At 75.7% G+C, this 21,290-nt stretch carries 21 protein-coding genes; 10 read left to right on the top strand and 11 right to left on the bottom strand.

The window, feature by feature from the left end; translation table 11 throughout:
- Positions 1-273: 273 nt before the first annotated feature.
- From ACZ3YO_RS29100 to ACZ3YO_RS29080, 5 genes are all read right to left on the bottom strand, one after another.
- On the bottom strand, positions 274-1,542 hold the full coding sequence (locus ACZ3YO_RS29100) for a sensor histidine kinase (protein WP_465575022.1): 1,269 nt from the start codon (positions 1,540-1,542) through the stop codon (positions 274-276).
- Complete coding sequence (locus tag ACZ3YO_RS29095; RefSeq protein ID WP_465575019.1) at positions 1,539-2,393, bottom strand: response regulator; 855 nt, start codon at positions 2,391-2,393, stop codon at positions 1,539-1,541. Before ACZ3YO_RS29095 ends, ACZ3YO_RS29100 begins: the two co-directional genes overlap by 4 nt.
- The gene (locus tag ACZ3YO_RS29090; protein WP_465575016.1) at positions 2,390-3,226 is read right to left on the bottom strand and encodes a hypothetical protein; all 837 of its coding nucleotides are present in this window, start codon (positions 3,224-3,226) and stop codon (positions 2,390-2,392) included. Before ACZ3YO_RS29090 ends, ACZ3YO_RS29095 begins: the two co-directional genes overlap by 4 nt.
- 152 nt (positions 3,227-3,378) lie before the next feature.
- On the bottom strand, positions 3,379-3,993 hold the full coding sequence (locus tag ACZ3YO_RS29085) for a class F sortase (protein WP_465575014.1): 615 nt from the start codon (positions 3,991-3,993) through the stop codon (positions 3,379-3,381).
- Between the two features lie 283 nt (positions 3,994-4,276).
- Positions 4,277-4,813, bottom strand: a complete 537-nt coding sequence (locus ACZ3YO_RS29080) for a hypothetical protein (protein ID WP_465575011.1) — start codon at positions 4,811-4,813, stop codon at positions 4,277-4,279.
- 446 nt (positions 4,814-5,259) lie between these two features.
- Between ACZ3YO_RS29080 and ACZ3YO_RS29075 the strand changes: the two genes are divergently transcribed.
- Positions 5,260-5,475 carry a hypothetical protein gene (locus ACZ3YO_RS29075; protein WP_465575008.1) on the top strand — a complete coding sequence of 72 codons (216 nt, stop codon included), beginning with the start codon at positions 5,260-5,262 and terminating at the stop codon, positions 5,473-5,475.
- A 67-nt stretch (positions 5,476-5,542) separates the two neighbouring features.
- Here the strand turns inward: ACZ3YO_RS29075 and ACZ3YO_RS29070 are convergent, their stop codons facing one another.
- Complete coding sequence (locus tag ACZ3YO_RS29070; RefSeq protein WP_465575006.1) at positions 5,543-6,352, bottom strand: alpha/beta hydrolase; 810 nt, start codon at positions 6,350-6,352, stop codon at positions 5,543-5,545.
- Between the two features lie 180 nt (positions 6,353-6,532).
- Positions 6,533-6,886: a DUF6401 family natural product biosynthesis protein gene (locus ACZ3YO_RS29065; RefSeq protein WP_465575003.1), complete on the bottom strand. Its 354-nt coding sequence runs from the start codon at positions 6,884-6,886 to the stop codon at positions 6,533-6,535.
- A gap of 163 nt (positions 6,887-7,049) precedes the next feature.
- Here ACZ3YO_RS29065 and ACZ3YO_RS29060 point away from each other — a divergent pair, with 163 nt between their 5' ends.
- From ACZ3YO_RS29060 to ACZ3YO_RS29050, 3 genes are all read left to right on the top strand, one after another.
- Entirely contained in the window at positions 7,050-7,976 is a 927-nt protein-coding gene (locus ACZ3YO_RS29060) for an LLM class F420-dependent oxidoreductase (RefSeq protein WP_465575000.1), read from the top strand.
- A gap of 311 nt (positions 7,977-8,287) precedes the next feature.
- Complete coding sequence (locus ACZ3YO_RS29055; RefSeq protein ID WP_465574998.1) at positions 8,288-8,932, top strand: AAA family ATPase; 645 nt, start codon at positions 8,288-8,290, stop codon at positions 8,930-8,932.
- A 308-nt stretch (positions 8,933-9,240) separates the two neighbouring features.
- A complete protein-coding gene (locus ACZ3YO_RS29050) occupies positions 9,241-10,251 on the top strand; it encodes a zinc metalloprotease (RefSeq protein WP_465574996.1) in 1,011 nt (336 codons plus the stop codon).
- A gap of 87 nt (positions 10,252-10,338) precedes the next feature.
- On the opposite strand, the gene ACZ3YO_RS29045 is transcribed toward ACZ3YO_RS29050, so the two are convergent.
- A complete protein-coding gene (locus ACZ3YO_RS29045) occupies positions 10,339-10,746 on the bottom strand; it encodes a hypothetical protein (RefSeq protein ID WP_465574993.1) in 408 nt (135 codons plus the stop codon).
- A 138-nt stretch (positions 10,747-10,884) separates the two neighbouring features.
- Here ACZ3YO_RS29045 and ACZ3YO_RS29040 point away from each other — a divergent pair, with 138 nt between their 5' ends.
- Together ACZ3YO_RS29040 and ACZ3YO_RS29035 are read left to right on the top strand one after the other, a co-directional pair.
- Positions 10,885-11,346 (top strand): universal stress protein, encoded by a 462-nt coding sequence (locus ACZ3YO_RS29040; protein WP_465549394.1) that lies wholly within the window; start codon positions 10,885-10,887, stop codon positions 11,344-11,346.
- Positions 11,347-11,425: 79 nt separating this feature from the next.
- Positions 11,426-12,280 carry a DNA-formamidopyrimidine glycosylase family protein gene (locus ACZ3YO_RS29035; RefSeq protein WP_465549396.1) on the top strand — a complete coding sequence of 285 codons (855 nt, stop codon included), beginning with the start codon at positions 11,426-11,428 and terminating at the stop codon, positions 12,278-12,280.
- Here the strand turns inward: ACZ3YO_RS29035 and ACZ3YO_RS29030 are convergent.
- Both ACZ3YO_RS29030 and ACZ3YO_RS29025 read right to left on the bottom strand, forming a co-directional pair.
- Entirely contained in the window at positions 12,228-12,863 is a 636-nt protein-coding gene (locus ACZ3YO_RS29030; RefSeq protein WP_465574989.1) for a nucleoside/nucleotide kinase family protein, read from the bottom strand. The genes ACZ3YO_RS29035 and ACZ3YO_RS29030 overlap by 53 nt on opposite strands.
- 93 nt (positions 12,864-12,956) lie before the next feature.
- Positions 12,957-14,258 (bottom strand): outer membrane protein assembly factor BamB family protein, encoded by a 1,302-nt coding sequence (locus ACZ3YO_RS29025; protein WP_465574986.1) that lies wholly within the window; start codon positions 14,256-14,258, stop codon positions 12,957-12,959.
- Between the two features lie 211 nt (positions 14,259-14,469).
- Between ACZ3YO_RS29025 and ACZ3YO_RS29020 the strand changes: the two genes are divergently transcribed.
- The gene (locus tag ACZ3YO_RS29020) at positions 14,470-15,036 is read left to right on the top strand and encodes a Uma2 family endonuclease (protein WP_465574985.1); all 567 of its coding nucleotides are present in this window, start codon (positions 14,470-14,472) and stop codon (positions 15,034-15,036) included.
- Between the two features lie 3 nt (positions 15,037-15,039).
- Here ACZ3YO_RS29020 and ACZ3YO_RS29015 read toward each other — a convergent pair whose 3' ends face one another.
- Positions 15,040-15,387: a DUF4326 domain-containing protein gene (locus tag ACZ3YO_RS29015; RefSeq protein ID WP_465574983.1), complete on the bottom strand. Its 348-nt coding sequence runs from the start codon at positions 15,385-15,387 to the stop codon at positions 15,040-15,042.
- A 133-nt stretch (positions 15,388-15,520) separates the two neighbouring features.
- On the opposite strand from ACZ3YO_RS29015, the gene ACZ3YO_RS29010 reads away from it, so the two are divergent.
- The 3 genes from ACZ3YO_RS29010 to ACZ3YO_RS29000 all read left to right on the top strand — a co-directional run bounded on the left by ACZ3YO_RS29010 (position 15,521) and on the right by ACZ3YO_RS29000 (position 20,656).
- Positions 15,521-18,007, top strand: coding sequence for a SpoIIE family protein phosphatase (locus ACZ3YO_RS29010; RefSeq protein WP_465574981.1), 2,487 nt, complete (start codon positions 15,521-15,523; stop codon positions 18,005-18,007).
- Positions 18,008-18,174: 167 nt separating this feature from the next.
- On the top strand, positions 18,175-19,908 hold the full coding sequence (locus ACZ3YO_RS29005; RefSeq protein ID WP_465574980.1) for a sensor histidine kinase: 1,734 nt from the start codon (positions 18,175-18,177) through the stop codon (positions 19,906-19,908).
- Between the two features lie 79 nt (positions 19,909-19,987).
- On the top strand, positions 19,988-20,656 hold the full coding sequence (locus tag ACZ3YO_RS29000; RefSeq protein ID WP_465574977.1) for a response regulator transcription factor: 669 nt from the start codon (positions 19,988-19,990) through the stop codon (positions 20,654-20,656).
- The last annotated feature ends 634 nt before the right edge of the window (positions 20,657-21,290 follow it).

The raw sequence follows: 21,290 nt of genomic DNA, 5'->3' as shown, positions 1-21,290 counted from the left end.
GGCCGGTTTTTCGTTGCCGCCGCATTACGCCACCTGACGGCCCGTCGAGACCTGCTCCCACCTGCGGAAAGGGCCTTCGGCCGAGCCCAACCGCCACCCGGGGCCGGTCCGGCGCGCGGGGCGGATCACGGGCGCCGCCGCCCGCAGCAGCGGCGCCCGGCACGCCCCTGTGTTCGCGCCGTGCTCTCCCACGGGAGCACTCCCACGGGTTCACGGCTTGCGCTCATTCGTCCGGCGACCGCCGGCCTCGCTCCGGGGGCTCCCGGAGCGAGGTCACGGCTGCAGCCGCCGCTCCTGCGGGCCCCCGCCGTCCACCGCCTCCGGCCCGGCGTCCTCCGCCCCGGGCGGCAGGACGAGGGTCGCCACCGCGCCGCCGTCGGGGTGGTTGGCGAACGTCAGCGCCGCGCCGATCACCCGGGCGTGGCCCTGCGCGATCGTCAGCCCCAGCCCGTGGCCGCGTCCGCGCTCGCGCGCACCGGTCCGGAACCGCTGGGGCCCGTGCCGCAGCAGGTCGTCGGGGAAGCCCGCCCCGTGATCGCGCACCGTGATCCGCAACCCGTCCACGCCCAGCAGCACCGGGCCGCTGCCGTGCCGGTCGGCGTTGACCAGCAGATTGCCCAGGATGCGGTCCAGCCGGCGCAGGTCGGTGCGGACCATCCCGTCGGCCTCGCCCGTCACCGTCACGGTCAGCCCGGTGAGCGCGACCGTGCGGCGAACCGCGCGCTCCAGCGGCACCGCCGACAGGTACGGCGTCTCGGCGTCCGCATCCAGCCGGGACACCTCCAACAGGTCCTCCACCAGCGAGCGCAACACCTGCACCCGGTCGCGGACCAGCTCGGTCGGCCGGCCCGGCGGCAGCAGCTCTGCGGCCGTCACCAGCCCGGTGAGCGGGGTGCGGAGCTCGTGCGCCACGTCCGCGGTGAACTGCTGCTCGTCCTCCAGCCGGCGGTGCAGCGCCCGGGACATCGAGTCGACCGCCGCCGCGAGATCGGCGACCTCGTCCCGCCCTTCGACCAGCTCGCCGATCCGGGTGTCCGTCCTCCCGGCGGCGATCCCCCGCGCGGCCGCCGCGGCCGTCCGCAGCCGGCGGCTGATCCGGTCCGCGACCAGCACCCCGGCCAGCACCGTCGTGAAGACCGACGCGGTGACGGCGATCAGGATGATCCGGTCGAGGTCGGCGATGGCCTGCCGGTCCTGCGCGAAGTCCACCCGGACGGAGAGCGCCCCGTTCTGGACGGGCGTGGCCGCCCACATGGCCTCGCCCTGCGACCCGACGGCCAGGACCGACCCCTGCCGGCCGTCCGCCACCAGCGTGCGCAGCGGCTGCGGCAGCGCCGGGTCGTCCAGGGCGGCGCCCCGGCCGGCGACCTCGCCGCTGCGCTGGTACACCGCCAGCGACGAGTCCAGCGCGGCGAGCGCGGATCCGCGGGCCTGGTCCATGTGCTGGCGGACCATCGCCTGGTGCACCAGCAGGCCGACGGTGACCGCGACCAGGACGGAGATGGCGGCGACGGCGGTGGCGATCTGACGGCGCAGCGTCATACCGGGCGCCGCAGCTTGTAGCCGAACCCGCGCACCGTCTCGATCCGGCCGGCGCCGATCTTCGCGCGCAGCCGCTGCACATGGACGTCCACCACCCGGGTGTCGGCTCCCCATTCGTAGTCCCACACCCGCTCCAGCAGGCCGGAACGTTCCAGCACGATGCCGGGCGCGGCGGTGAACTCCAGCAGCAGCCGCAGCTCGGTCGGGGTGAGCGGGACGAGCCGGCCATGCACCCGTACCTCCATGCTGTCGGTGTCCACCTCCATCCCGTCGAGGCTGCGCACCGTCCGGGCTGGTGGCGCGGGCACGGTGTCGGTCGTGGGGACCGAAGCGGCCGACGGCCCGGCAGGCGCGGAGGGAGCACCGGCCGGGCCGGAGGGAACACCGCCCGGGGACGGGACCGGTGACAGCGCGGCGGCCGGTGGCGGAACGGCGGCCGGTGGCGGGGCGTCGGCCGCCGGCACGACCCGGACCCGGCGCAGCACCGTCCGGATCCGGGCGACGAGCACCGCGCTCTCGAACGGCTTCACGACGTAGTCGTCCGCGCCGGCCTCCAGCCCCGAGACCACGTCCACCGGGTCGGTGCGGGCCGACATCATCAGGATCGGCAGCTGGCTCTCCTCACGGATCCGCCGGCAGAGGCCGACCCCGTCCAGGAGCGGCAGCATCACGTCGAGCAGCAGCAGGTCCGGGCGGACGTCGTGGAACGCCTCCAGACCCTCCAGGCCGTCGGCGGCCGTGGAGACCGGAAAGCCGTACCGTTCCAGGGCCATCCGGGTGGCCTCCCGGATCACCTCGTCGTCCTCGACGATCAGGATGTGCGGCTGGGCGGGCGGAGCTGCGGGGTTCATGGCTTCGCTTCCGGGGGAGCTGGGGTCGGACGGGCGGGCGCCGGGACGGCCCCGCGCGGGGTGGGGACGGTCCCGCCGGTTCCGTTCCCGACGGTGGGGGCGCCGGGCTGCGCCGGGGCGCGGCTGGGGCGGGCCGCACTGGGCGTGGCGGTGGGCGGCGCCCCGGTCTCGGCGGCGCCCACCTGGCCGGGGGCGGGGACGGGGCCGATCCCCTCGTCCTTCCGCTCCACCAGGCCGAGCCGGACGCCGTCCCAGTGGTAGCGGCTGCTGGTCCGGACGGAAACGGTGGTCGGCTCGTGCAGCCACAGGTCGGCGCCGACCGTCTCGGCACTGAAACCCTTCAGCACCTGGACCCGCAGCACGGGTACCACGCGGTCCCCGGCCAGGGTGTAGACGTGCAGCACCACCGGCCCGACGGTGCCGACGGCGGCGACCAGTTCGGGCCGCCCGTCACCGGTGACGTCGCGGTACTCGGGGCTGCGGAGCTCACAGCCCGGGCAGCCGTCGAGGGTGCGTCGCTCGTCCGCCGTCACCTGGGGGTCCTTGGCGAGCACGGTCCGGGTGTCGAGCGCGGTGATGTCCTGGCCCGGCACGGTCACGTCCGGGACGGGCTGCGGCGGCGGATCGGTGGCGGCGGTCGGCGGCGCCGGCGGCGGCGCGGTCGCCAGGCCCGCCCAGAGCGGCTGGGCCACCGGTGGTGGGGTCACCCGCGCCGTCGCACCGTTGTCCCTCAGCTCGCCGGGCGTCGCGCACCCGGTGAGCAACACGGCCAGCGCGGCACCCGCCAGGGCCGGCGCACCGGCTCGCCGCCGGGCGGGGAAGGCTGTCGTCACGGCCCGCGCCTCCTTAGCTGGTCTGCGGCGATCCGCCGGTTCGTCCACGGTGATAGGTCGTCCGGAGGGGAGCCCCCGGTTCCGCCCCGCGACAGGACGGGCGGGGCCCGCGGCAACCGCCACGGGACCCGCCCGTCCGTCGCGGGGCCGGCTCACCCCGCCTTGGTGGCCAGGTCCGCCAGGATGATGATGTTGTCGGTCCAGTGGCCGTCCGCACCAATCCGGCCGCCGCAGGTGATCAGGTGGAGCTCGGGCGCCGGGGTGTCGCCGTAGACCGTCTCGGTCGGGAACCGGTCCTTCGGGGCCTGGAGCAGCGTGCGGACGCGGAACTCGACCGTGCTGCCGTCGGCCCGCTGGACCTGGATGGCGTCCCCCGGCCGGACCTTCGGCAGCGAGTGGAAGACGGCCGGGCCGTGCGCGGTGTCGTAGTGCCCGATCAGGACGGCCGGGCCGGTCTCGCCGGGGGTCGGTCCGTTGCGGTACCAGCCGACCTCACCGGCCCGGTCGGCGGCCGGGACCTCGACGGTGCCGTCGGCGTTCAGGCCGAGTCCGGTGACCGGGGCGTCCACGCCGGCGGCCGGGACGAGGAGCCTGGTCGGCGCCGAGGCGGCGAAGGGGCGCGGGGCGGTGGCGGGCGTGGTGGGGGCGGCCGTACCGGTGGTCGGCGCGGACGCCGTGGGCGGGGGGTCGGCGGCGTTGTGCACGGAGGGTTCCACGCGCACCACCGGGGTGCGCTGGCCCGACAGTGCCACGGTGGCGCCGAGCACCAGGCAGAGCAGGCCGGCCGCGCCGAAGGCGGTCCGGCGCAGCCCGTCCGCGCCGGGGCCGGTGCCCCGGCGGCCGCGATGGGCTCCGGTACGCCTCCCGCGGCGGTCGGCCGAGCGCCCGGCCCGGTGGCCGCCACGGTCCGCCCCGTCCGCCGGCTCCGTACGGTCCGCCGCTTCGCCGGTTCCGGGTCTTCCGTCGTCCGGCAGGGGCCCGCCGCCCCACCCCGGTACGTGACCGTACGGGGGCGGGGCGGCGGGGTGCCCGGAGGGCCCGGAACCGGTGTCAGCCGCGCGCACCGGAGCGGCGGCGCAGGACGGCGTAGCCCAGCGCCCCGGCCCCGAGGGCGGCCACGGTGCCACCGCCGACGAGCATGAGGCCGGAGTCACCGGCGGAGCCGGAGCCGTCGCCGGCCTGGGCCGCGCCCTTGGGCACGTCGCGGACCTGCGGCGCGGTGCCGCCGGGGGTCTGCGGCACGGGCGCCGCGGAGGGGGCGGTGCCGGAGCCGGCCCCGGCGACGGAGGGGGCTGCTCCGGGGGAGCGCGGGGCGGCCGGCTGCGGGACGGCGCCGGGCGACTTGGCGCCCTCGACGGCCGGGGCGCTCGCGGCGCTCGGGGCGGCGGGGGTGGCGGTCGCGGTCGCAGGGGCCTGGGAGGGGGTGGCGGTCGCGGTCGCAGGGGCCTGGGAGGGGGCGGCCTTCCCGCTGCCCCCGTCGGCCCAGGCCGTTCCGCCGGTGACGGCGGTCAGCAGGGCGGCGCCGGTGAGGGCGCAGACCGCCAGGCCCCGGCGGGCGGTCGAGCGGTTGGTACGGCTCCTGGTCATACGGGGTGTCTCCTTCGTCGTGACTCGCGCCCGGCCGGGTTCGGCCGGGGTGTCGTCAGTGACGCTAGGAGCGCCGTGTCGCGGTCCCCGGCCGGTCGTGTCACGGCCGCCCATCGGCTCTGTAACGGCGGCGCGGGAACGACCGGAGGGGGCGATACACGGGGCCGGCGCGGCCCGGCCCCCGGGGTCGGTTATGCGGCCCCTGGCGGAGGGCGCGGAGACACCCGCTCTCCACCGACGTCAACGGTGACCGGGCGGACGGAAGTCACCAGCCGGCCGACCCGATCGGCGTCTTCACCGCCGAACTCGAGGCGGAGTTCTGCCGGTCCCAGGACGTGTGGAATTCTGCTCCGCCCGGGGTGGCGGAGGCGTTCAAGGCCGGCGGGGAGTTCGCTACGGTGGGGTGCCTGGTGGACAGGCCGTACGTACTGGGGGAGTGGCCGGCAGTGGTGACGACATCCGAACCGTCCGATTTTCATGGCTTCGACGTGGTGCGGCGGGGCTATGACCGTGCACAGGTCGACGGCTGTCTCGCGGCCCTGGCGGCCGGGGAGGCGCCGACGGACCAGCCGGTGTTCAAGATCGTGCGGCGGGGCTACGACCGCGATCAGGTGGACGCGCACGTTGGTGGGCTGCTGGCGCGTCACGGCGATCACGCGTAGCAGCCGGGGCTCCGCATGGCGCTGGGCAGGCCCACCCCTCTTGCGGCGGGTCCGGCCCGCCTTCGGCTCAGGCGTCCGTCGGCAGGGCCGGTGCGGAGCGGCGGGGAGGTGCGCTCCGGGGGTGGGCCGGGAGGGGGAGGGTGAGGGCGTCGGGGGAGCCGGCGGGCAGGGCGAGGGCGGCGGTGACCTCCGCAGGGAGGTCCCGCAGGCCGAGGAGGCCGGCCCCGAGCCGGGCGGTGGCCCGGTGCCAGTCGCCGATCCGCTGCAGCAGGGCGTGGCCGCTGCCGGCCACGGTGTAGCCGCAGACCCGGGCGCCGGCCTCGCGGCCGCGGGCGGCGAAGTGGAGGGTCTCGGCGGGGGAGGTGACCTTGTCCCGGTCGCCGTGCAGCATCAGGACGTCCCGGCCGGCGAGCTGATCGCACGGGTCCTCGGGCGGGCACCAGGGGGCGAGGGCGACGACGCCGGTGACGTTCGGGTGCCCGGCCGCGCGCAGGGCCGCCCGGCCGCCCATCGAGTGGCCGACCAGGACGGTCGGTACGTGGCCCAGCTCCTCGGCGAGGTCGCCGAGCGCGGCGTCGGTGTCCCGGGCGGCGTCGGCGCGCTCCCCGTTCCAGCCCCGGTGGCGGTAGCGGACGGTGCCGATCGCCACCCCCGCGCCCGCCGTTTCGAGGCGCAGGGCGCGGAGGAAGCCGTACATCCGCAGGCCGGGCAGGTTGAGCGGGCCGGGCCGGGAGAGGCTGTGCTCCTCGCCGCCGTGCAGCACCAGCACCGCGGCCGCCGGCCGCTCCGGCAGTTCGCGCCAGACCAGCGCGCGGTGTCCGCCGGTGCTGCTCGCGCGGCCCCTTCCGGCCGTGCCCGATGCGTCGTTCCCGCTCACCCGTACCGCCCCGCCCCGCTGTCCGTTCCGTGGACCGCCACTGTACGCGCCGACGGCGGGCGGGCGGCAGCGGTGGCGGCACAGCGCCGGGTGGGGCGCCGCCGACCGGCCCGCTCGCCCACCCGGCCGTCCCGTCGGCCCGGGCCGACGGGACGGCGCGACGGCCGCCGCCGTGAGCGGTCAGGAGCCGAGCAGGCCCTGTTCGCGGACCAGCCAGCAGATCGCGGTCAGCCGGTGCACCGCGTAGTCGTAGCCCACCGGCTCCAGCCGGCCGGTCTCGCCGAGCGCGTCCAGCAGGCCGAGTGCGTAGTCCGACAGTTCCGCACGGTCCAGCGGCCGGGGCACCAGCTCCGGCACCTGCGCGTACAGCAGCTCGCGGATCTGGGCGGCGTGCTGGTCGACCACGGCGCCGAAACCCGGCTCGACGGCGAACTCGGCGAGCCGCGGCGTGAAGGCGGCGACGATCCCGGGCAGGGGACAGCCGGGCGGCTGGTCGGGTGAGCCCCGGTGGGACTCGTCGGGCGTGGCGAACATCCGTCCACGGTAGGCGAGCCGGGCGGCCGTCCGGGCCGCTCCGGCTGAGACCTTTGCCACCCGGGGGAGCCGGGCCCGTCGTCGTGCCGACACCGGACGCCGGCGCCCGGCGGATTCGGCGAATCGCCGGGAGCGCGGGGCGATCTGTACCAGAATGGCCCGTATGGATCTTCGAATCTTCACCGAACCCCAGCAGGGCGCGAGCTACGACACGCTGCTGCGCGTCGCCCGGACCGCGGAGGAGCTCGGCACCTTCAGCGCGTTCTTCCGCTCCGACCACTACCTGAAGATGGGCGGCGTCAGCGGCCTGCCCGGCCCCACCGACGCCTGGATCACCCTGGCCGGCCTGGCCCGTGACACCAGCACCATCCGGCTCGGCACCCTGATGACCGCCGCGACCTTCCGGCTGCCCGGCGTGCTCGCCATCCAGGTCGCCCAGGTCGACGCGATGAGCGGCGGCCGGGTCGAGTTCGGCCTCGGCGCCGGCTGGTACGAGGAGGAGCACGCCGCCTACGGCATCCCCTTCCCGAAGGAGAAGTTCGGGCGGCTGGAGGAGCAGCTGGCGATCGTCACCGGCCTCTGGAACACCAAGCTCGGCGGCACCTTCGACTTCGCCGGGGAGTACTACCGGCTGACCGACTCGCCGGCGCTGCCCAAGCCCGCCCAGGAGAAGATCCCCGTCCTGGTCGGCGGCACGGGCCCGACCCGCACCCCGGCGCTGGCCGCCCGCTTCGCCGACGAGTTCAACATGCCGTTCACCTCGGTCGAGGAGAGCGCCGCCCAGTTCGGCCGGGTCCGCGCCGCCGTCGAGCAGGCCGGCCGCCGGGCCGGCGACCTGGTGTACTCCAACGCCCTGGTCGCCTGTGTGGGCCGTGACGACGCCGAGGTGGCCCGCCGGGCCGCCGCGATCGGTCGCGAGGTGGACGAGCTGAAGGCCAACGGCCTGGCCGGCACCCCGGACGAGGTGGTGGCGAAGCTCGGCCGCTACGCCGCCGTCGGCACCGAGCGCGTCTACCTGCAGATCCTCGACCTGGACGACCTGGACCACCTGGAGCTGATCGCCTCCCGGGTCGCCCCGCAGCTGGGCTGAGCGCCCGGACCACCCGCGCACCGTCACCCCCGTCACCGCCGTCACCGCCGTCGCACCGCCGTCACCGCCGTCGCCGTCGGGGGCGGCGGTGGTGCGGTGCTGTGAACGGACGGTGAAGGCGCTCGCCCGGAGCCACTGACCACTAGTCTTTACTTCCTCTTGGAGCAGGGAAGGCTCCTTCGAGAGGCGGAAGCCGGGGGAGTCAGGGGGGAGAGCCGGTGGCGGAGACGACGGTGCCGGGGGCGGGTCCCTCGGGAACGGGGCTGTCCGGGGCCCGGGTGCCCGTGCCGAGAGCGGGGAGCGCTGCCGCCGTGCGGGCGGCCGGCCCGAGCGGGCTGTCCGGGCCGGTGCTGCGCCCGCGCGGACTGCACGACCTGCGGCGCGACCGCCCGGGACGGGCGCCGGCCGGCCCCGCGCCGGCCGCACTGCACTACCGGGCGGACGACCTGCTGGTCGTCTCCGGCCTGCCCGGCAGCGGCAAGAGCACCCTGATGCGCCGGTGCATCACGGCCGGCCTGGTCGACTCCCAGCAGGTGCGGGAGGAGTACGCGGCCCGGCTGCCCGGCTGGCTGCCGTACTTCGTCTACCGCCCGCTGGTCCGGGCCGCGCACTACCGGCGGCTGCGCCGTGCGGTGCTCGACGGCGGCCCGCTGGCGGTGCACGACTGCGGGGCGCTGCCCTGGGTGCGGCGCTGGCTGGTCCGGGCGGCGGCCCGCCAGGGGCGGCGGGTGCACCTGATCCTGCTGGACGCCGCCGCCGGCGAGGCCCGGGACGGCCAGCACGCCCGCGGCCAGCGGGTCTCCGCGTACGCCTTCGCGCGGCACCGGGAGTCCGCCCGGCGGCTGCGCCGCCGGCTGGCGGGGACGGGGGAGCCGCCGGCCGGATGTGCGTCGGCCGTGGTACTCGACCGGGCCGGTGCGCGTGCCCTGCGGGAGATCGTCTTCGTGGCGTCGTAGTCTCGGCGAGGCGGTGCGGGGCCGCCCGCCGACCCGTCCGGGTGGCCTTCCGGGGCCTGCCGGGGCTCTCCGGGGCGGACGGTGTGTCAACTTTCGGACAACTCGGGGCCATTGCTGCGATCGCTCGACACGGGAAATGTTCCACCTGTGGCCGGTGTCGACCCATCAGGCTTCCGGGTTATGTCCGATTTGTCGTCAGGACTTTCAGGCCGGAAGACATCTGACGCGTACACGCGGCCCTGCGTAGCCTTGGCTCGGCGGCTCCCCCAAGCGGCCGCCCCCCCACAACTCCCCCCTCAGGAGCGCAGATGCGTCGTTCTGCCCGCGTCCCCTCGAGTGTCCCCCGCAGATTCCTCAGCGCCGCCGCCCTCGTCGCCGCCCTCGGGCTCACCCAGTTCGCCGCCCCCGCCTCGTTCTCCACCGCCGCCGCCCAGGCCCCGGCCGCCCAGTGCGTCGGCGGGGACGGTGCGGTGAGCCAGGACGCGGCCGCCCGCAAGCCCGCCGGCAGCGCCGTCGGCCAGGAGCCCAACGCCGTCACCCAGGCACAGGCCCAGGCCATGGACGCGGACCTGCAGGCCCGGGTCGCCAAGCTGGCGCAGTCCTCCCAGGGCAGCGCGCTGCTCGCCCCCGGCATGCTGGCCGCCGCCACCACCATCCCGGTGTACGTGCACGTCATCCACTCCGGGACGACGGGCAAGCTCTCCGCGACGGACATCGGCAAGCAGATCTCCGTCCTCAACGCCGCGTACAGCGGCCAGGGTGCGGGCAACACCCCCAGCCAGTTCCAGTTCCAGCTGGTCGGCACCGACTACACCGACAACGCGACCTGGTACAACGGCATCACCCCGGGCTCCTCGGCCGAGAAGTCGATGAAGAGCTCGCTGCGCAAGGGCAGCGCCAACGCGCTCAACCTCTACACCGCCAAGCTCGGCCAGTCGCTGCTCGGCTGGGCGACGTTCCCCAGCTCCTACAGGTCCAACCCGAGCGACGACGGCGTCGTCATCCTCGACTCCTCGTTCCCCGGCGGCTCGGCCGCCAACTACAACGAGGGCGACACCGCCACCCACGAGGTCGGCCACTGGCTCGGGCTTTACCACACCTTCCAGGGCGGCTGCGGCGGCCAGGGCGACTACGTCTCCGACACCCCGGCCGAGAAGAGCGCCGCGTACCAGTGCCCCGCGGGCCGCGACACCTGCACCGCGACCGGCCTCGACCCGATCCACAACTTCATGGACTACACCTACGACTCCTGCATGACGCAGTTCACCCCCGGTCAGGTCGCCAGGATGTCCAACTCCTGGGCCGCCTACCGGGCCTGACGGCTCCGGCCGGCCGAATCCCTGGCGGGTGCGTGGGTGATGGGGCCCGCGCACCCGCCAGTACCAGTTCCGGGCCCGGGAGCGGGCTCAGCAGAACGTCTCGACGTAGAGCAGGGTCCGGCCGTCCTGGCCGGCGAACTCGTAGGCCAGGTAGGACGGCAGCGCGTCGACGTTGTAGCGGCCTCCGACCTCCAGCCAGGCGGCCGGGCGGTCGGCCTCGGGCAGGAGGGCCGGGAAGCGGCGCTCCTGCCCGTGGTCGTAGGCGCTGCCCATGGTCATCAGGTCCGCGCTGACGGCGAGCCGCTTGGCGAGGCGCGGGTCCAGCGGGCCCCGGACGAGCGTCCATCGGCAGCCGGCCGCATCGGTGAAGCCGCGGTCGGCGACCGGCGACCGGACGGACCCGGGCCACTCCTCCTCCGCCGGTCGCTCCGGCCCCGCCAGGGTTTCGGCGAAACCGGCGGTGAGATGCGGCTTCTTCGGCCTGTTCCTCGCCATCCGGCCAGGATGGCACAGGGTTCGAACGTGTTCGACGCCTTCGGTGTGGCAATCGGTGGTGGAATGTCCCTGTTGATCTATGTTTGGGGAGTCAGAGGCTGGTGAAGCCGAGGTAGCAGTCGAGCAAGGAGCAGCGGCATGGCCAACAGCGCCACCCCCCGGATCGTCGTCGGCGTTGACGGCTCGCCCGCCTCGGAGCAGGCGCTGCGCTGGGCCGTGGACTACGCCCGGCTGGTCGGCGGCAGCCTCAACGCCATCGCGGCCTGGGAGTACCCCGCGTTCTACGGCTGGGCCGGGCTGAGCGTGCCCCCGGCCGAGGGTTTCAATCCCGAGGAGCTGGCCGGGCGGACCCTCTCCGAGACGGTCGCCAAGGTCGTCGGCGACGACCCCGGCATCCGGATCACCGAGTCCGTGCTGCCCGGCAACGCCGCCCAGGCCCTGCTGGAGGCGGCCGCCGGCGCCGCACTGGTCGTCGTCGGCAGTCGCGGGCTAGGCGGGTTCTCCGGCGCACTGCTCGGCTCGGTCAGCCGGCACCTCACCGAGCACGCCCCCTGCCCGGTCGTCGTGGTCCGCGACCAGCGGGGGCCGGCGGCCGGCTGACCCCCCAGGGCGATGTGCCGGACCCCCGGCCGGCCGAACGGGCCGCCGCGCGGAGCCCGGACGGGGGCAGGATGGAGACATGCCAGAAGGTGACTCCGTCTACCGCGCGGCGGCCCGGCTGCACGACGCCCTCGCCGGCCAACTGCTGACCACCGCCGATCTGCGGGTGCCCGCCCACGCCACCGCCGCCCTCGCCGGACGGCGGGTGCTGGAGGTCGCCCCGCGCGGCAAACACCTGCTCACCCGCCTCGAAGGCGGCCTCACCCTCCACACCCACCTGCGGATGGACGGCCGCTGGGAGGTCTACCGTCCCGGCGAACGCTGGGCCGGCGGGCCCGCCTGGCAGATCCGCGCCGTCCTCGGCACCGACCGGGGCACCGCGGTCGGCTACCGGCTGCCCGTCGTCGAGCTGCTGCGCACCGCCGACGAACAGCGCGCCGTCGGCCACCTCGGGCCCGACCTGCTCGGCCCCGACTGGGATCCGGCCGAGGCCGTCCGCCGGCTCCTCGCCCACCCCGGCAGGCCCGTCGCCGAAGCCCTCCTCGACCAGCGCAACCTGGCCGGCATCGGCAACGTCTACGCCAACGAACTCTGCTTCCTCGCCGGCGTCACCCCGTGGACCCCGGTCGGTGAACTGCCCCGCCCCGAACGGCTGGTGGAGCGGGCCCGGCAGCTCCTCGACGCCAACAGGCTCCGCTCCGGCCACATCACCACCGGCGACACCCGGCGCGGCCACCAGCACTGGGTCTACGGCCGTGCCGGGCGCCCCTGCCCGCGTTGCGGCACGCAGGTGCTGACGGCCGCCCAGGGAACGCCGCCGCAGGAACGGGTGGCGTTCTGGTGCCCGTACTGCCAGCGCGGCCCGGCGCCCGAGGCCCGGCCTACCGGTGCTCGACCAGGGCCGGGTGGCGGGGGTCGTCGACCCGGACGATGAGGTCGGCGAGGCCGGCCGGGACGGTCTCGGCCTCGTAGCGGGCGAAGGCGGGCAGCGTCCACTGCTCCTCGGGCGGGGTCCGGCGGGCCAGCGCGGCCGGGGACAGCGCCAGGTGGACGGTCAGCTCCAGCGGCAGCCAGCGGCCGAGCAGCAGTGCGCCGTCCAGCAACAGGACGCCACCGGGCGGCAGTTCGGTGTAGGGGGCGCGGGTCGACCGGTCTGTCACCGGGTCGCGCAACGAGGGCAGGACGCGGCCGCTGCCGCCGGGCTCCAGCGGCTCCAGCACCTCGCGCAGCAGGGCGCCGTCGTCCAGCCAGAGGTCGTGGAAGGCGTCCGCGTCCTGCCTGCCGTACTCCAGCCGCACCGAGGCGGGCCGGAGGAAGCCTGCCGCCGACACCCGCAGCGCGGGGCGCCCGCGCAGCCGCAGCGGCTCCACCAGGGCGTCCGCCAGCGCGCCCGGCCCGGCGGCCGTGGCGCCGTCGACCGCCACCCGCAGCCACCGCTCCCCGGCCCCGGGGAGCGCGGTGATGCGGTCGGCGAGGAGCTCGGCGAGGCGGTCGGGCGAGATCGGGTGTACCTGCACCCGCCCATCTTGCCCGGACGCCGCGCGGCCGGGCGGCCCCGGGGTGGGGTGGAGGGGCCGGGAGCGGTGGCGCCGGGGTCGGGCGGCACCCGGTCAGGGGAGGGGCAGGGCGTGCAGGACGTCGTCGTGGCCGGCGTAGAGGCGGGTGGCATCGTTGGAGAGCGACCAGACGTCGACGCCGGGGCCGGAGTCGCGGAACGTCCAGCGCTCCTCGCCGGTGGCCGCGTCGAGCGCGCAGACGCCGGCGGCCGCCGGGCCCGGCACGAAGAGCGTCGGCCCGGCCAGGAGCGGACGGCTGCGGCGGTCCAGCCGGAACGGCAGCCGGTGTGACCAGAGTTCGGCCCCCGTGGCGACGGTGTGCGCGGTGACCAGACCGTCGTCGCGGGGCAGGTAGACCCGGGTGCCGTCGCTGACCGGCGGTAGACAGCGCCACTCCTCGGACGGCCCCGGCACGACCGACCAGCGCGGGGTGCCGTCGGCCAGCCTCAGCGCCCGGACCCCGGCCGCGTTCGCGGGTGCGTAGACGTGCTCGCCGTCGGCGACGGCCCAGCTCGTGCTCACCTCGACGGGCACCTCCCAGAGCCGCTTGCCGGTGGCGGTCTCCAGCAGGGCCAGGTGGCTTCCGCCCGCCTGGGTGTCGACGACGGGGACACGGCCGTCGGCCGAGGTGAGCGGGGTGAACGGCCGCTCGCCGCCGACGGACGGACGGGCCCAGCGCACGGCCCTTTCCGGGTAGCGCACGGCGAACAGGTCGCCCGCGGAGTCGAACGGCCGCGGTGTGGCCCGGCCGTAGACGAGGTCACCGTCGCAGCCGAACAGCGTGATGCCGCTGCTCAGCTCCTCGGGCAGCGGCAGGCTCCACTCCGAGGCCGGGTCGGTGAGGTGGCGGCTGTCGATGTGGCCGTTCGAGACGGTGTACACCCGGTCGCCGCCGACGGCGACGCGGGCGTTCGACAGCTCCACGTCGCTCGGCCAGTCCTTTGTGGGCACGGGGAAGGCCAGCGTGCGCAGCGGGGTACCGGTGGCGGGGTCGAGCACCTGGAGCCCGGAGCGGGAGACGAAGACCGGCCGGGAGGGGCGGTCGCTCAGCCGCTCGGGCGTCATCGCATCCGGGCCCCGGAACGTCCAGAGCGGCTCCGGCCCGGCCAGCCGGGTCGGCCGCGGCTTGGGCGGCACGGGGCCGGGCCCGCCGCCGCCGGACCGGGTGAACGCCCAGACCGCCCCGCCCGCCGCCAGCACCCCGGCCCCGGTCAGCAGCTGCCGCCGGCTCAGCCGGGGCCCGCCGTCCTCCCCGCCACCCCCGCTGACCACGTCGCCCGGCGCATCCGACGTCTCACCGCCGTCGCCGTCCCACTGCCACGACGCCCCGCCCGCCCCGTCGGGCTGCCCGGGCACACGCGCTGCGGAACGGTCGGACGCTGCCGGCTGCATCTTCGGTGCTCGCTTCCCCCTGGGCAGCCGCTGCGCTGCGCTGTCCGAGCGAGGATATCGAACCGGCGGGCGATCGTTCGCAGGCGCCCGGCCACCGGTGCCGCTCCGTCAGCCGGCGGCAGTAGGCTGTGCTGCGCAGTCCGAGTCCGCCGAGCAGGCTCCGGGGAGGTAGGCCGTGAGCGCCGAGATGATCGCACCCGCGTGGATGCACCGGCAGATCACCAGTGACCAGTACGACTCCTGGTCCGAGGAACAGTGCACGGGTATCGAGATCGTGGACGGAATGGTGGTCGTGAGCCCGAGTGCCTCCAAGCGCCACAACCGGCTGGCCCGCCTTCTGGCCAACGCGCTGGACCGCGCCGGGGGTGCGGAGTGGAACGCCGACACGGGCTTCGATGTCCGGTTGCAGGACGTGCCGCTGAACAACCGCCGCCCCGACGTGGTGGTCTACCGGGCGGACACCATCGACATCGCGCCGACGAGACCCGAGCACGTGGCGCTCGTGGTGGAGGTCGTCTCGCCGGGGTCGGAGACCACCGACCGGGTGGTCAAGGTGGATCAGTACGCGAAGGCCGGCATCCCGTTCTACTGGCGGGTCGAGCAGGTGGCCTCGGGCGTCCCCGTCGTCTACACGTCCGTGCTGGACCCGGCGAGCTGCGCCTACCGGGACGGCGAGGTGTTCGCGGGCACGGTGAAGACGGCGGTGCCGTTCCCGGTGGAGATCGACCTCGGCGCGCTCTGAACCTCAGGCCTCGCCGCCCGGGCCGTGGTCGGCGAGGTCGGCGAGGACCTGGGCGTGGCAGGGGAGGGGGACGCACCAGCAGCCGAGCCGGTGGCCGCGGAGCTCGGGGACGAGGGCGAGCAGGTCGGGGCGGGCCAGGAGGTGGGCGCGGTACAGGGTGAGCATCCGCTCGCGGGTGAGGTCCGGGCCGGGGCGGAAGGGGCAGTGCAGGGGGTGCTCCGGGAGGTGCCACCCGCCGCGGTGCATGGCGCGGCCGACGTAGACGACGTCGGCGTACGCGGGGTCGTCGCGGTGGCCCTTGAGGTTGACGACGGTGGTCGGGCCGGTCGGGCCCCGGTCGGTGCGCGCCATGGTGACCATGCTGGCGCAGCCTCCGGCGGCGGGCATGCGGGGGCGGGGCCGGGCTCGCCTTGACAGTCTCTTGACCCGGGCGTAGCAAGAGAGGATGCGCCAGGGTGTGCCGGCGGACCGGTCCGGTCCGCACGTGACCGGCGGTCCCCGGGCGGTGCGACCCGACCCGCACCGCCCCCGGGAGAGCGATGCCGCGGCCAGGGCGGCCCACGAGCGGGACGCCCTGCTCGCCACCGCTGTCCGCAAGGCGCTCGGCAGCACCGACGCGTACGGCGGCATGGTCTACCTGCGCTCGCGCGACCGGCGGTCGCTGGTGCTCTGCACGATCGCGGGTGTGCCGCTGTCGATCATCAGCGCGTTCCGCCGGGTGGCCGCGGCCGGGCCGCTGCCGGTGGCGGTCAGCTACCGCACCGGGCGGACGGTCACGCTCTCCGACAGCGAGGACACGATGCGGCGGTTCCCGCAGCTCGCCGTCGGCATGCCCTACGACTTCGCCTCCGCCTGTGTGCCGGTCACCGTGGGCGAGGAGCGGTACGGGGTGCTCAGCGTGCTCTGGGCGGCCTCCGACGAGGGCGTGCCGGAGGGCGCGCGGCGACACCTGCGGTCGGTGGCCAACCGGCTGGCGGCCGGGCTGGCGGCTCTGGAGGCGGACGGGCACCCGGTGGAGCCGAACGGCGACACCGCCGTGGTCGAGCTGGTGCCGGCCACCCCGCCCAGCACCCGGGTGGGCCTGTTCGACTGGAACGTGGCCACCGGGGCGCTCTCCGTCGACGACCAGTTCTGCGAGATCTTCGGCCTCGACCCCGTCGAGTTCGACGGCCGCGCGGCCACCCTGACCACCCGGATCGCCCCCAGTGACCTGCCGGAGTTCCGGGCAGCCGCCCGCGCGGCCCTCGACCGCGGCCGGATGCTGGCCGCCCGGGTCCGGGTGCTGGACCAGGAGGGGCGGCCGTTCCCCGTCGAGCTCTGGGGCAGGGTCCCCGAGGGCGGCGGCCCGGGCACGCGCACCCACCTGGTCGGCGCCGTCCTGGACACCCGGACCGGGACGGCCGCGGCGGCCGCCGTCGAACGGCTCCGCGACGGCGTCTTCTCGCTCGACCCGGACGGCCGGATCACCTACGCCAACCGCAGCGTCGAGCTGCTGCTGCGCACCCGGCGCGAGGACCTGGTCGGCCACCACCCCTGGGAGGCGCTGCCCTGGCTCTCCGACCCGGTGTACGAGAACCGCTACCGGGCCGCCATGCTCTCCCAGCAGCCCACCGCCTTCCTGGCGGCCAGGCCGCCGGGCGACTGGTTCGCCTTCTCGCTCTACCCGGACGCGCACGGCGTCACCGGCCGCGTCGTCGCCGCCGAACCGCCGCCCGGCGCGGCCGAGCCGCCGAGCGAGCCCCCGCCGGGCGCCCGGACCGGCGTCGGCGGCATGTACCACCTGCTCCAGCTCGCGAGCGCGCTCACCGAGGCCGTCACCGTCCGCGAGGTCTGCCGGGCGGTCGCGGACGAGATCCTGCCGGCCTTCGGCGGTCAGGAGCTGGCCATCTACGCCGTCCGCGACAAGCACCTGCACCTGATCTCGCAGAGCGGCTACCCGGATGGGTTCCTGGACCGCTTCGAGGGCACCCCGATCGGCGCCCGGGTGCCCGGCGCCGAGGCGCTCAGCACCGGGACGCCGATCTTCTTCGAGTCCGTCCACGAGCTCGCCGCCGCCTACCCCGGCATCGCCCTGGACGAGATGCGCGCCTGGGCCTTCCTGCCGCTGATCGCCTCCGGTCACCCGGTCGGCAGCTGCATCATCGGCTTCGACGAGGCCCGCGCGTTCACCGTGGAGGAGCGCGGCCTGCTCACCGCCCTCGGCGGCTTCATCGCCCAGGCGCTGGAGCGCGCCCGCCTCTACGACGCCGAGTTCGCCCTGGCCCGAGGCCTCCAGCAGGCCCTGCTGCCGCACCGGCTGCCGCGGATGGACGGCATCCGGATCGCCGCCCGGTACCTGCCCGGCACCCAGGGCATGGAGATCGGCGGCGACTGGTACGACGCCATCGTCACCGGCCGCGACCTCACCCTGGTCATCGGCGACGTCGAGGGCCACAACGTGGGCGCCGCCGCCACCATGGGCCAGCTCCGCAGCGCCGTTCGGGCCTTCACCACCGGCGGCCACCCGCCGGACGAGGTGCTCGTGCGCACCAACGAGCTGCTGCTCGACCTCGACCCCGGACTGCTCGCCAGCAGCTGCCTGATCCGGCTCACCCCCTCCGACGGCAGCGCCCTGATCGCCCGCGCCGGGCACCTGCCGCCGGTGCTGCGCCACCCCGGCGGGCGCACCGAGGCGCTGTACGTCGCGGGCGGCCCGCTGCTCGGGGTCGACCACAGGTCGGAGTACCCGGTCACCGAGCTGCGGCTGGCCCGGGGGTCGCTGCTCGCCCTCTACACGGACGGGCTGGTCGAGGACCCGGCGGTGGGGATCGACGAGGGCGTGGACCGGCTGCGGGTCGCCCTCGCGCACGCCAGCGGGGTGGCGGACCCGGAGGAGGAGGGGCTGGACCGGCTGGCGGAGCGGCTGCTGCACGAGGTCGGCTCCACGCACCGGGTGGACGACGTGGCGCTGCTGCTCACCGCGTACGGGTGAGCGCCACAGGCCGTGTACGGGCCGTGCGGGGGCCGCACGGGGCCGTCGGGCCCGGGCAGGGGAGGCGGCCGCACCCGTTCGCCGGGGTGCGGCCGCTACTTTCGTCGGGGGTGGATCGAGACGAAGGGTGAAGGCGCCCGGTGCGGTGGATTCGTTAGCCTCGACGGGTGGATGCACTGGCAAAGGCCTGGTCGAAGGCGGTACGGACGGCGGTCCCCGGGCCCTGGCGGCCCCGGCTGGTGGTGCGCGAGGCCGGCGGCGCGCTGCTGCTGGGCGCGCTGGGGGTACTGATCGAGCTCGGCAGCGACCCCGGCCTCTGCGTGGTCTCCGGGCCGGTCGCCGCCGCGCTCTTCCTGCTCCGGCGCGGCCTGCCGGCCACCGTCCTGGTGCTCACCGCGACCGCGAGCGGCTTGGGCGCCGGGCCGCTGCCGCTGCTGGTCTGCGCCGGCTGGTCGGCCGGTGCCCGGGTGAAGCGGGTCGCCGTGCTGGCCGGCTCGTTCACCGGCGGGTTCCTGCTGATGACGGCCACGGGCGTGCTGAAGGACGCCGGCTCGGCCCCGGTCAAGCTGGTGATCGGATTCTCGCTCGGCGGCTTCCTGCTGCTCGCCGTGCTGCCCGCGCTCTGGGGCCGCTACCGGGCACAGCGCCGGGCCCTGCTGGACGCGCTGCGCGAGCGCAACGACCAGCTGCTGCGCGAGCGCACCATGATCGCGCACCAGGCCCGGCTGCGGGAGCGGCACCGGATCGCCCAGGACATGCACGACAGCCTGGGCCACCAGCTCGCCCTGATCTCCGTCCACTCCGGCGCCCTGGAGGTGGACCGCACCCTCACCGACCGGCAGCGGGAGGCCGTCGGCGTGCTGCGGCTGGCCGCCGTCGCCGCGATGCGCGAGCTGCGTGAGGTGGTCGGCGTGCTGCACGACGAGTCGGCCGCCCTGCCGTCGCCTCCCGGCGCCGCCGTGGCGCCCGGAGGCGGCCGCCCCGGCGGCCTGGACGGGATCGGGAAGCTGGTGGAGTCCTCCCGGGCGGCCGGGACGCAGGTCTCCCTGAGCGAGGCGGGCGAACACCGCCCGCCCGCCGCCAGCGTCGGCCACGCCGCGTACCGGATCGTCCAGGAGGCGCTGACCAACGCGCACAAGCACGCGCCCGGCGCTCCCATCACCGTCGCGCTGCGCTTCGAGCCGGACGCCCTGGTGGTGGAGGTCGCCAACCCGCGGGCGCCCGAGCCGGTGGGCGTCCGGGCGGGCGGCGGCACGGCCGTGGTCAGCGGCGGCCAGGGGCTGACCGGCCTGCGCGAGCGGGCCCGGCTGGTCGGCGGCATGGTGCACGCCGGGCCGACGCCCGGGGAGGGGTTCCGGCTCGCCGCGGTGCTCCCGTACGAGGGGACGGGTGGTGCGGCGGACGGCGCGGCGGGTGGTGCGGCGGGCGTGTCCGGGGGCATCGGGGGCACCGGGGGCGCGTCCGGGGCTGGGGGCGCGGAGGCGTGGATGCCGGACGCGCTGCCGGCGGCCGAGGGCGGGACGGGTGCGCGGCGGTGGCGCAGCCCCGCGCTCGGCTGCGCCCTGGGTGGGGGGCTCGTCCTGCTCACCGTGCTGGGCCTGCTGGTCTGGGGCGTGGTGTCGTTCGTCCGTGCCGCCGACGAGGCGACCGTGCAGCGGTCGGTCTACGACGCGATCGAGGTCGGGACACCGCAGGCCGACGTGGAGAAGCGCCTGCCCGTCGGCAACGACTTCTTCACCAGGGAGTACAAAGGCTCCGGCCCCACCCCGCCGGCGGGCTCGGCGTGCAGCTACTTCCTCTCCGGGGAGGCGTCCGCCGGCTGGGGCGAGGACAATATCGTCCGGCTCTGCTTCAAGGACGGCGTCCTGGTCGACAAGCAGCACTACCCGGCGAAGTCCTGACCGCCGGAAACGCCGGGGGCCGGAGGTGTGAGGATGGTGCCGAGCAGTGCCACCCGCACCACCGAGGGGATGACCAGCAGTGATCCGAGTCCTCGTCGCCGACGACGAGCCGCTCATCCGGGCCGGGATCAGGATGATCCTGTCCTCCGCCGACGACATCGACGTGGTCGCCGAGGCCGCCGACGGCCGGAAGGCCCTGGATCTCGCCCTGGCCCACCGGGTGGACGTCGTCCTGCTGGACATCCAGATGCCGGTGATGGACGGGCTCACGGCGCTCACCGAGCTGCGCCGGGTGGCGCCCGGCGCGCGGGCGCTGATCCTCACCACCTTCGGGGAGCGCGACAACGTGCTGCGCGCCGTGACGGAGGGCGGCGCCGGGTTCCTGCTCAAGGACACCGCGCCGGCCGAGCTGATCCAGGCCGTCCGGGCCGCGGCCACCGGCAACGCCTTCCTCTCACCCGCCGCCACCCGGCACATCGTGGACTCGCTGGCCGGTGGCGGCTCCGGCCCGGCCGCTGCCCGGGGCGCGGCGGCCAGGCGGCGTCTCGAGGTGCTGACCGCGCGTGAGTTGGAGGTGCTGGCGCTGCTGGGCGAGGGACTCTCCAACGCGGACGCCGGCACCAGGATCCACATGAGCGAGGCGACGGTGAAGACGTACGTCAGCCGGATCCTGGCCAAGCTGGGCTGTGAGAACCGGGTGCAGGCGGCGCTGCTGGCGCGGGACGCGGGGCTGGACGGCGGGGTCTGACCGCATGCGGCACGCGGGGGCCGGGGGTGGGCGGGGGTCGCGCAGGCACGTCTGGTGCATCGGATACGGACCGGTCGTGCACCATGCGCTGCGCCATCGCGTGGAGACGGAGAGTGGCGAGTGTGGGCGACGCCACTGCGGGCCGGTGCGGAACCGGGAACTCCGGAGGCGTCGGTGACGGTGCGTCGGCCGTTCGTCACGCCGGGTCGACGGTGTGGGTGGCCTCACGGGTGGACAGATGTGAGTGCGGGCACGGCAATTGACCATTTGATCTTGAAAATGCTGTCAAACCCGGTCATTTCGGACCGGGCTTCATGATCGATACCGCCGGTAACAGTCAACTGGCCTGCGGCGTCCAAGAATTGCTTGTGGCGGCCCGGGAGGGCCCGTAGCTTCATTGGCGGTGCAACGAGCACCACCCGGGTTCACCCCCGACGCACAGCCCGCCGACTGACCCCCGGCGCGAGGGCGGTGCCCGCCGACACGGCCGGCTCGAACAGGCCGTCGGCGAGCGAGGGTGGCCGGGGCGGCAGGGCACGTCCGACACGTGCGTGGCCGCCCGTCGAGTGAGGTGAGCGCGAAGGCCCTCCCAGGGGTCTGGTTCCGCCTGCCCGCCCGGGGCTTGTCGAGAGGA

It is taken from the genome of Kitasatospora sp. NPDC022785, assembly GCF_055561295.1.
This window is presented reverse-complemented; position numbering and strand designations above follow the sequence as displayed.

Excerpts from the sequence above, each read along its gene's own strand:
- ACZ3YO_RS29040 (WP_465549394.1), top strand. The coding sequence starts at position 10,885 with ATGGCCAACAGCGCCACCCCCCGGATCGTCGTCGGCGTTGACGGCTCG.
- ACZ3YO_RS29095 (WP_465575019.1), bottom strand. The coding sequence starts at position 2,393 with ATGAACCCCGCAGCTCCGCCCGCCCAGCCGCACATCCTGATCGTCGAG.
- ACZ3YO_RS29035 (WP_465549396.1), top strand. The coding sequence starts at position 11,426 with ATGCCAGAAGGTGACTCCGTCTACCGCGCGGCGGCCCGGCTGCACGAC.
- ACZ3YO_RS29015 (WP_465574983.1), bottom strand. The coding sequence starts at position 15,387 with ATGGCGCGCACCGACCGGGGCCCGACCGGCCCGACCACCGTCGTCAAC.
- ACZ3YO_RS29080 (WP_465575011.1), bottom strand. The coding sequence starts at position 4,813 with ATGACCAGGAGCCGTACCAACCGCTCGACCGCCCGCCGGGGCCTGGCG.
- ACZ3YO_RS29045 (WP_465574993.1), bottom strand. The coding sequence starts at position 10,746 with ATGGCGAGGAACAGGCCGAAGAAGCCGCATCTCACCGCCGGTTTCGCC.
- ACZ3YO_RS29060 (WP_465575000.1), top strand. The coding sequence starts at position 7,050 with ATGGATCTTCGAATCTTCACCGAACCCCAGCAGGGCGCGAGCTACGAC.
- ACZ3YO_RS29050 (WP_465574996.1), top strand. The coding sequence starts at position 9,241 with ATGCGTCGTTCTGCCCGCGTCCCCTCGAGTGTCCCCCGCAGATTCCTC.
- ACZ3YO_RS29100 (WP_465575022.1), bottom strand. The coding sequence starts at position 1,542 with ATGACGCTGCGCCGTCAGATCGCCACCGCCGTCGCCGCCATCTCCGTC.
- ACZ3YO_RS29065 (WP_465575003.1), bottom strand. The coding sequence starts at position 6,886 with ATGTTCGCCACGCCCGACGAGTCCCACCGGGGCTCACCCGACCAGCCG.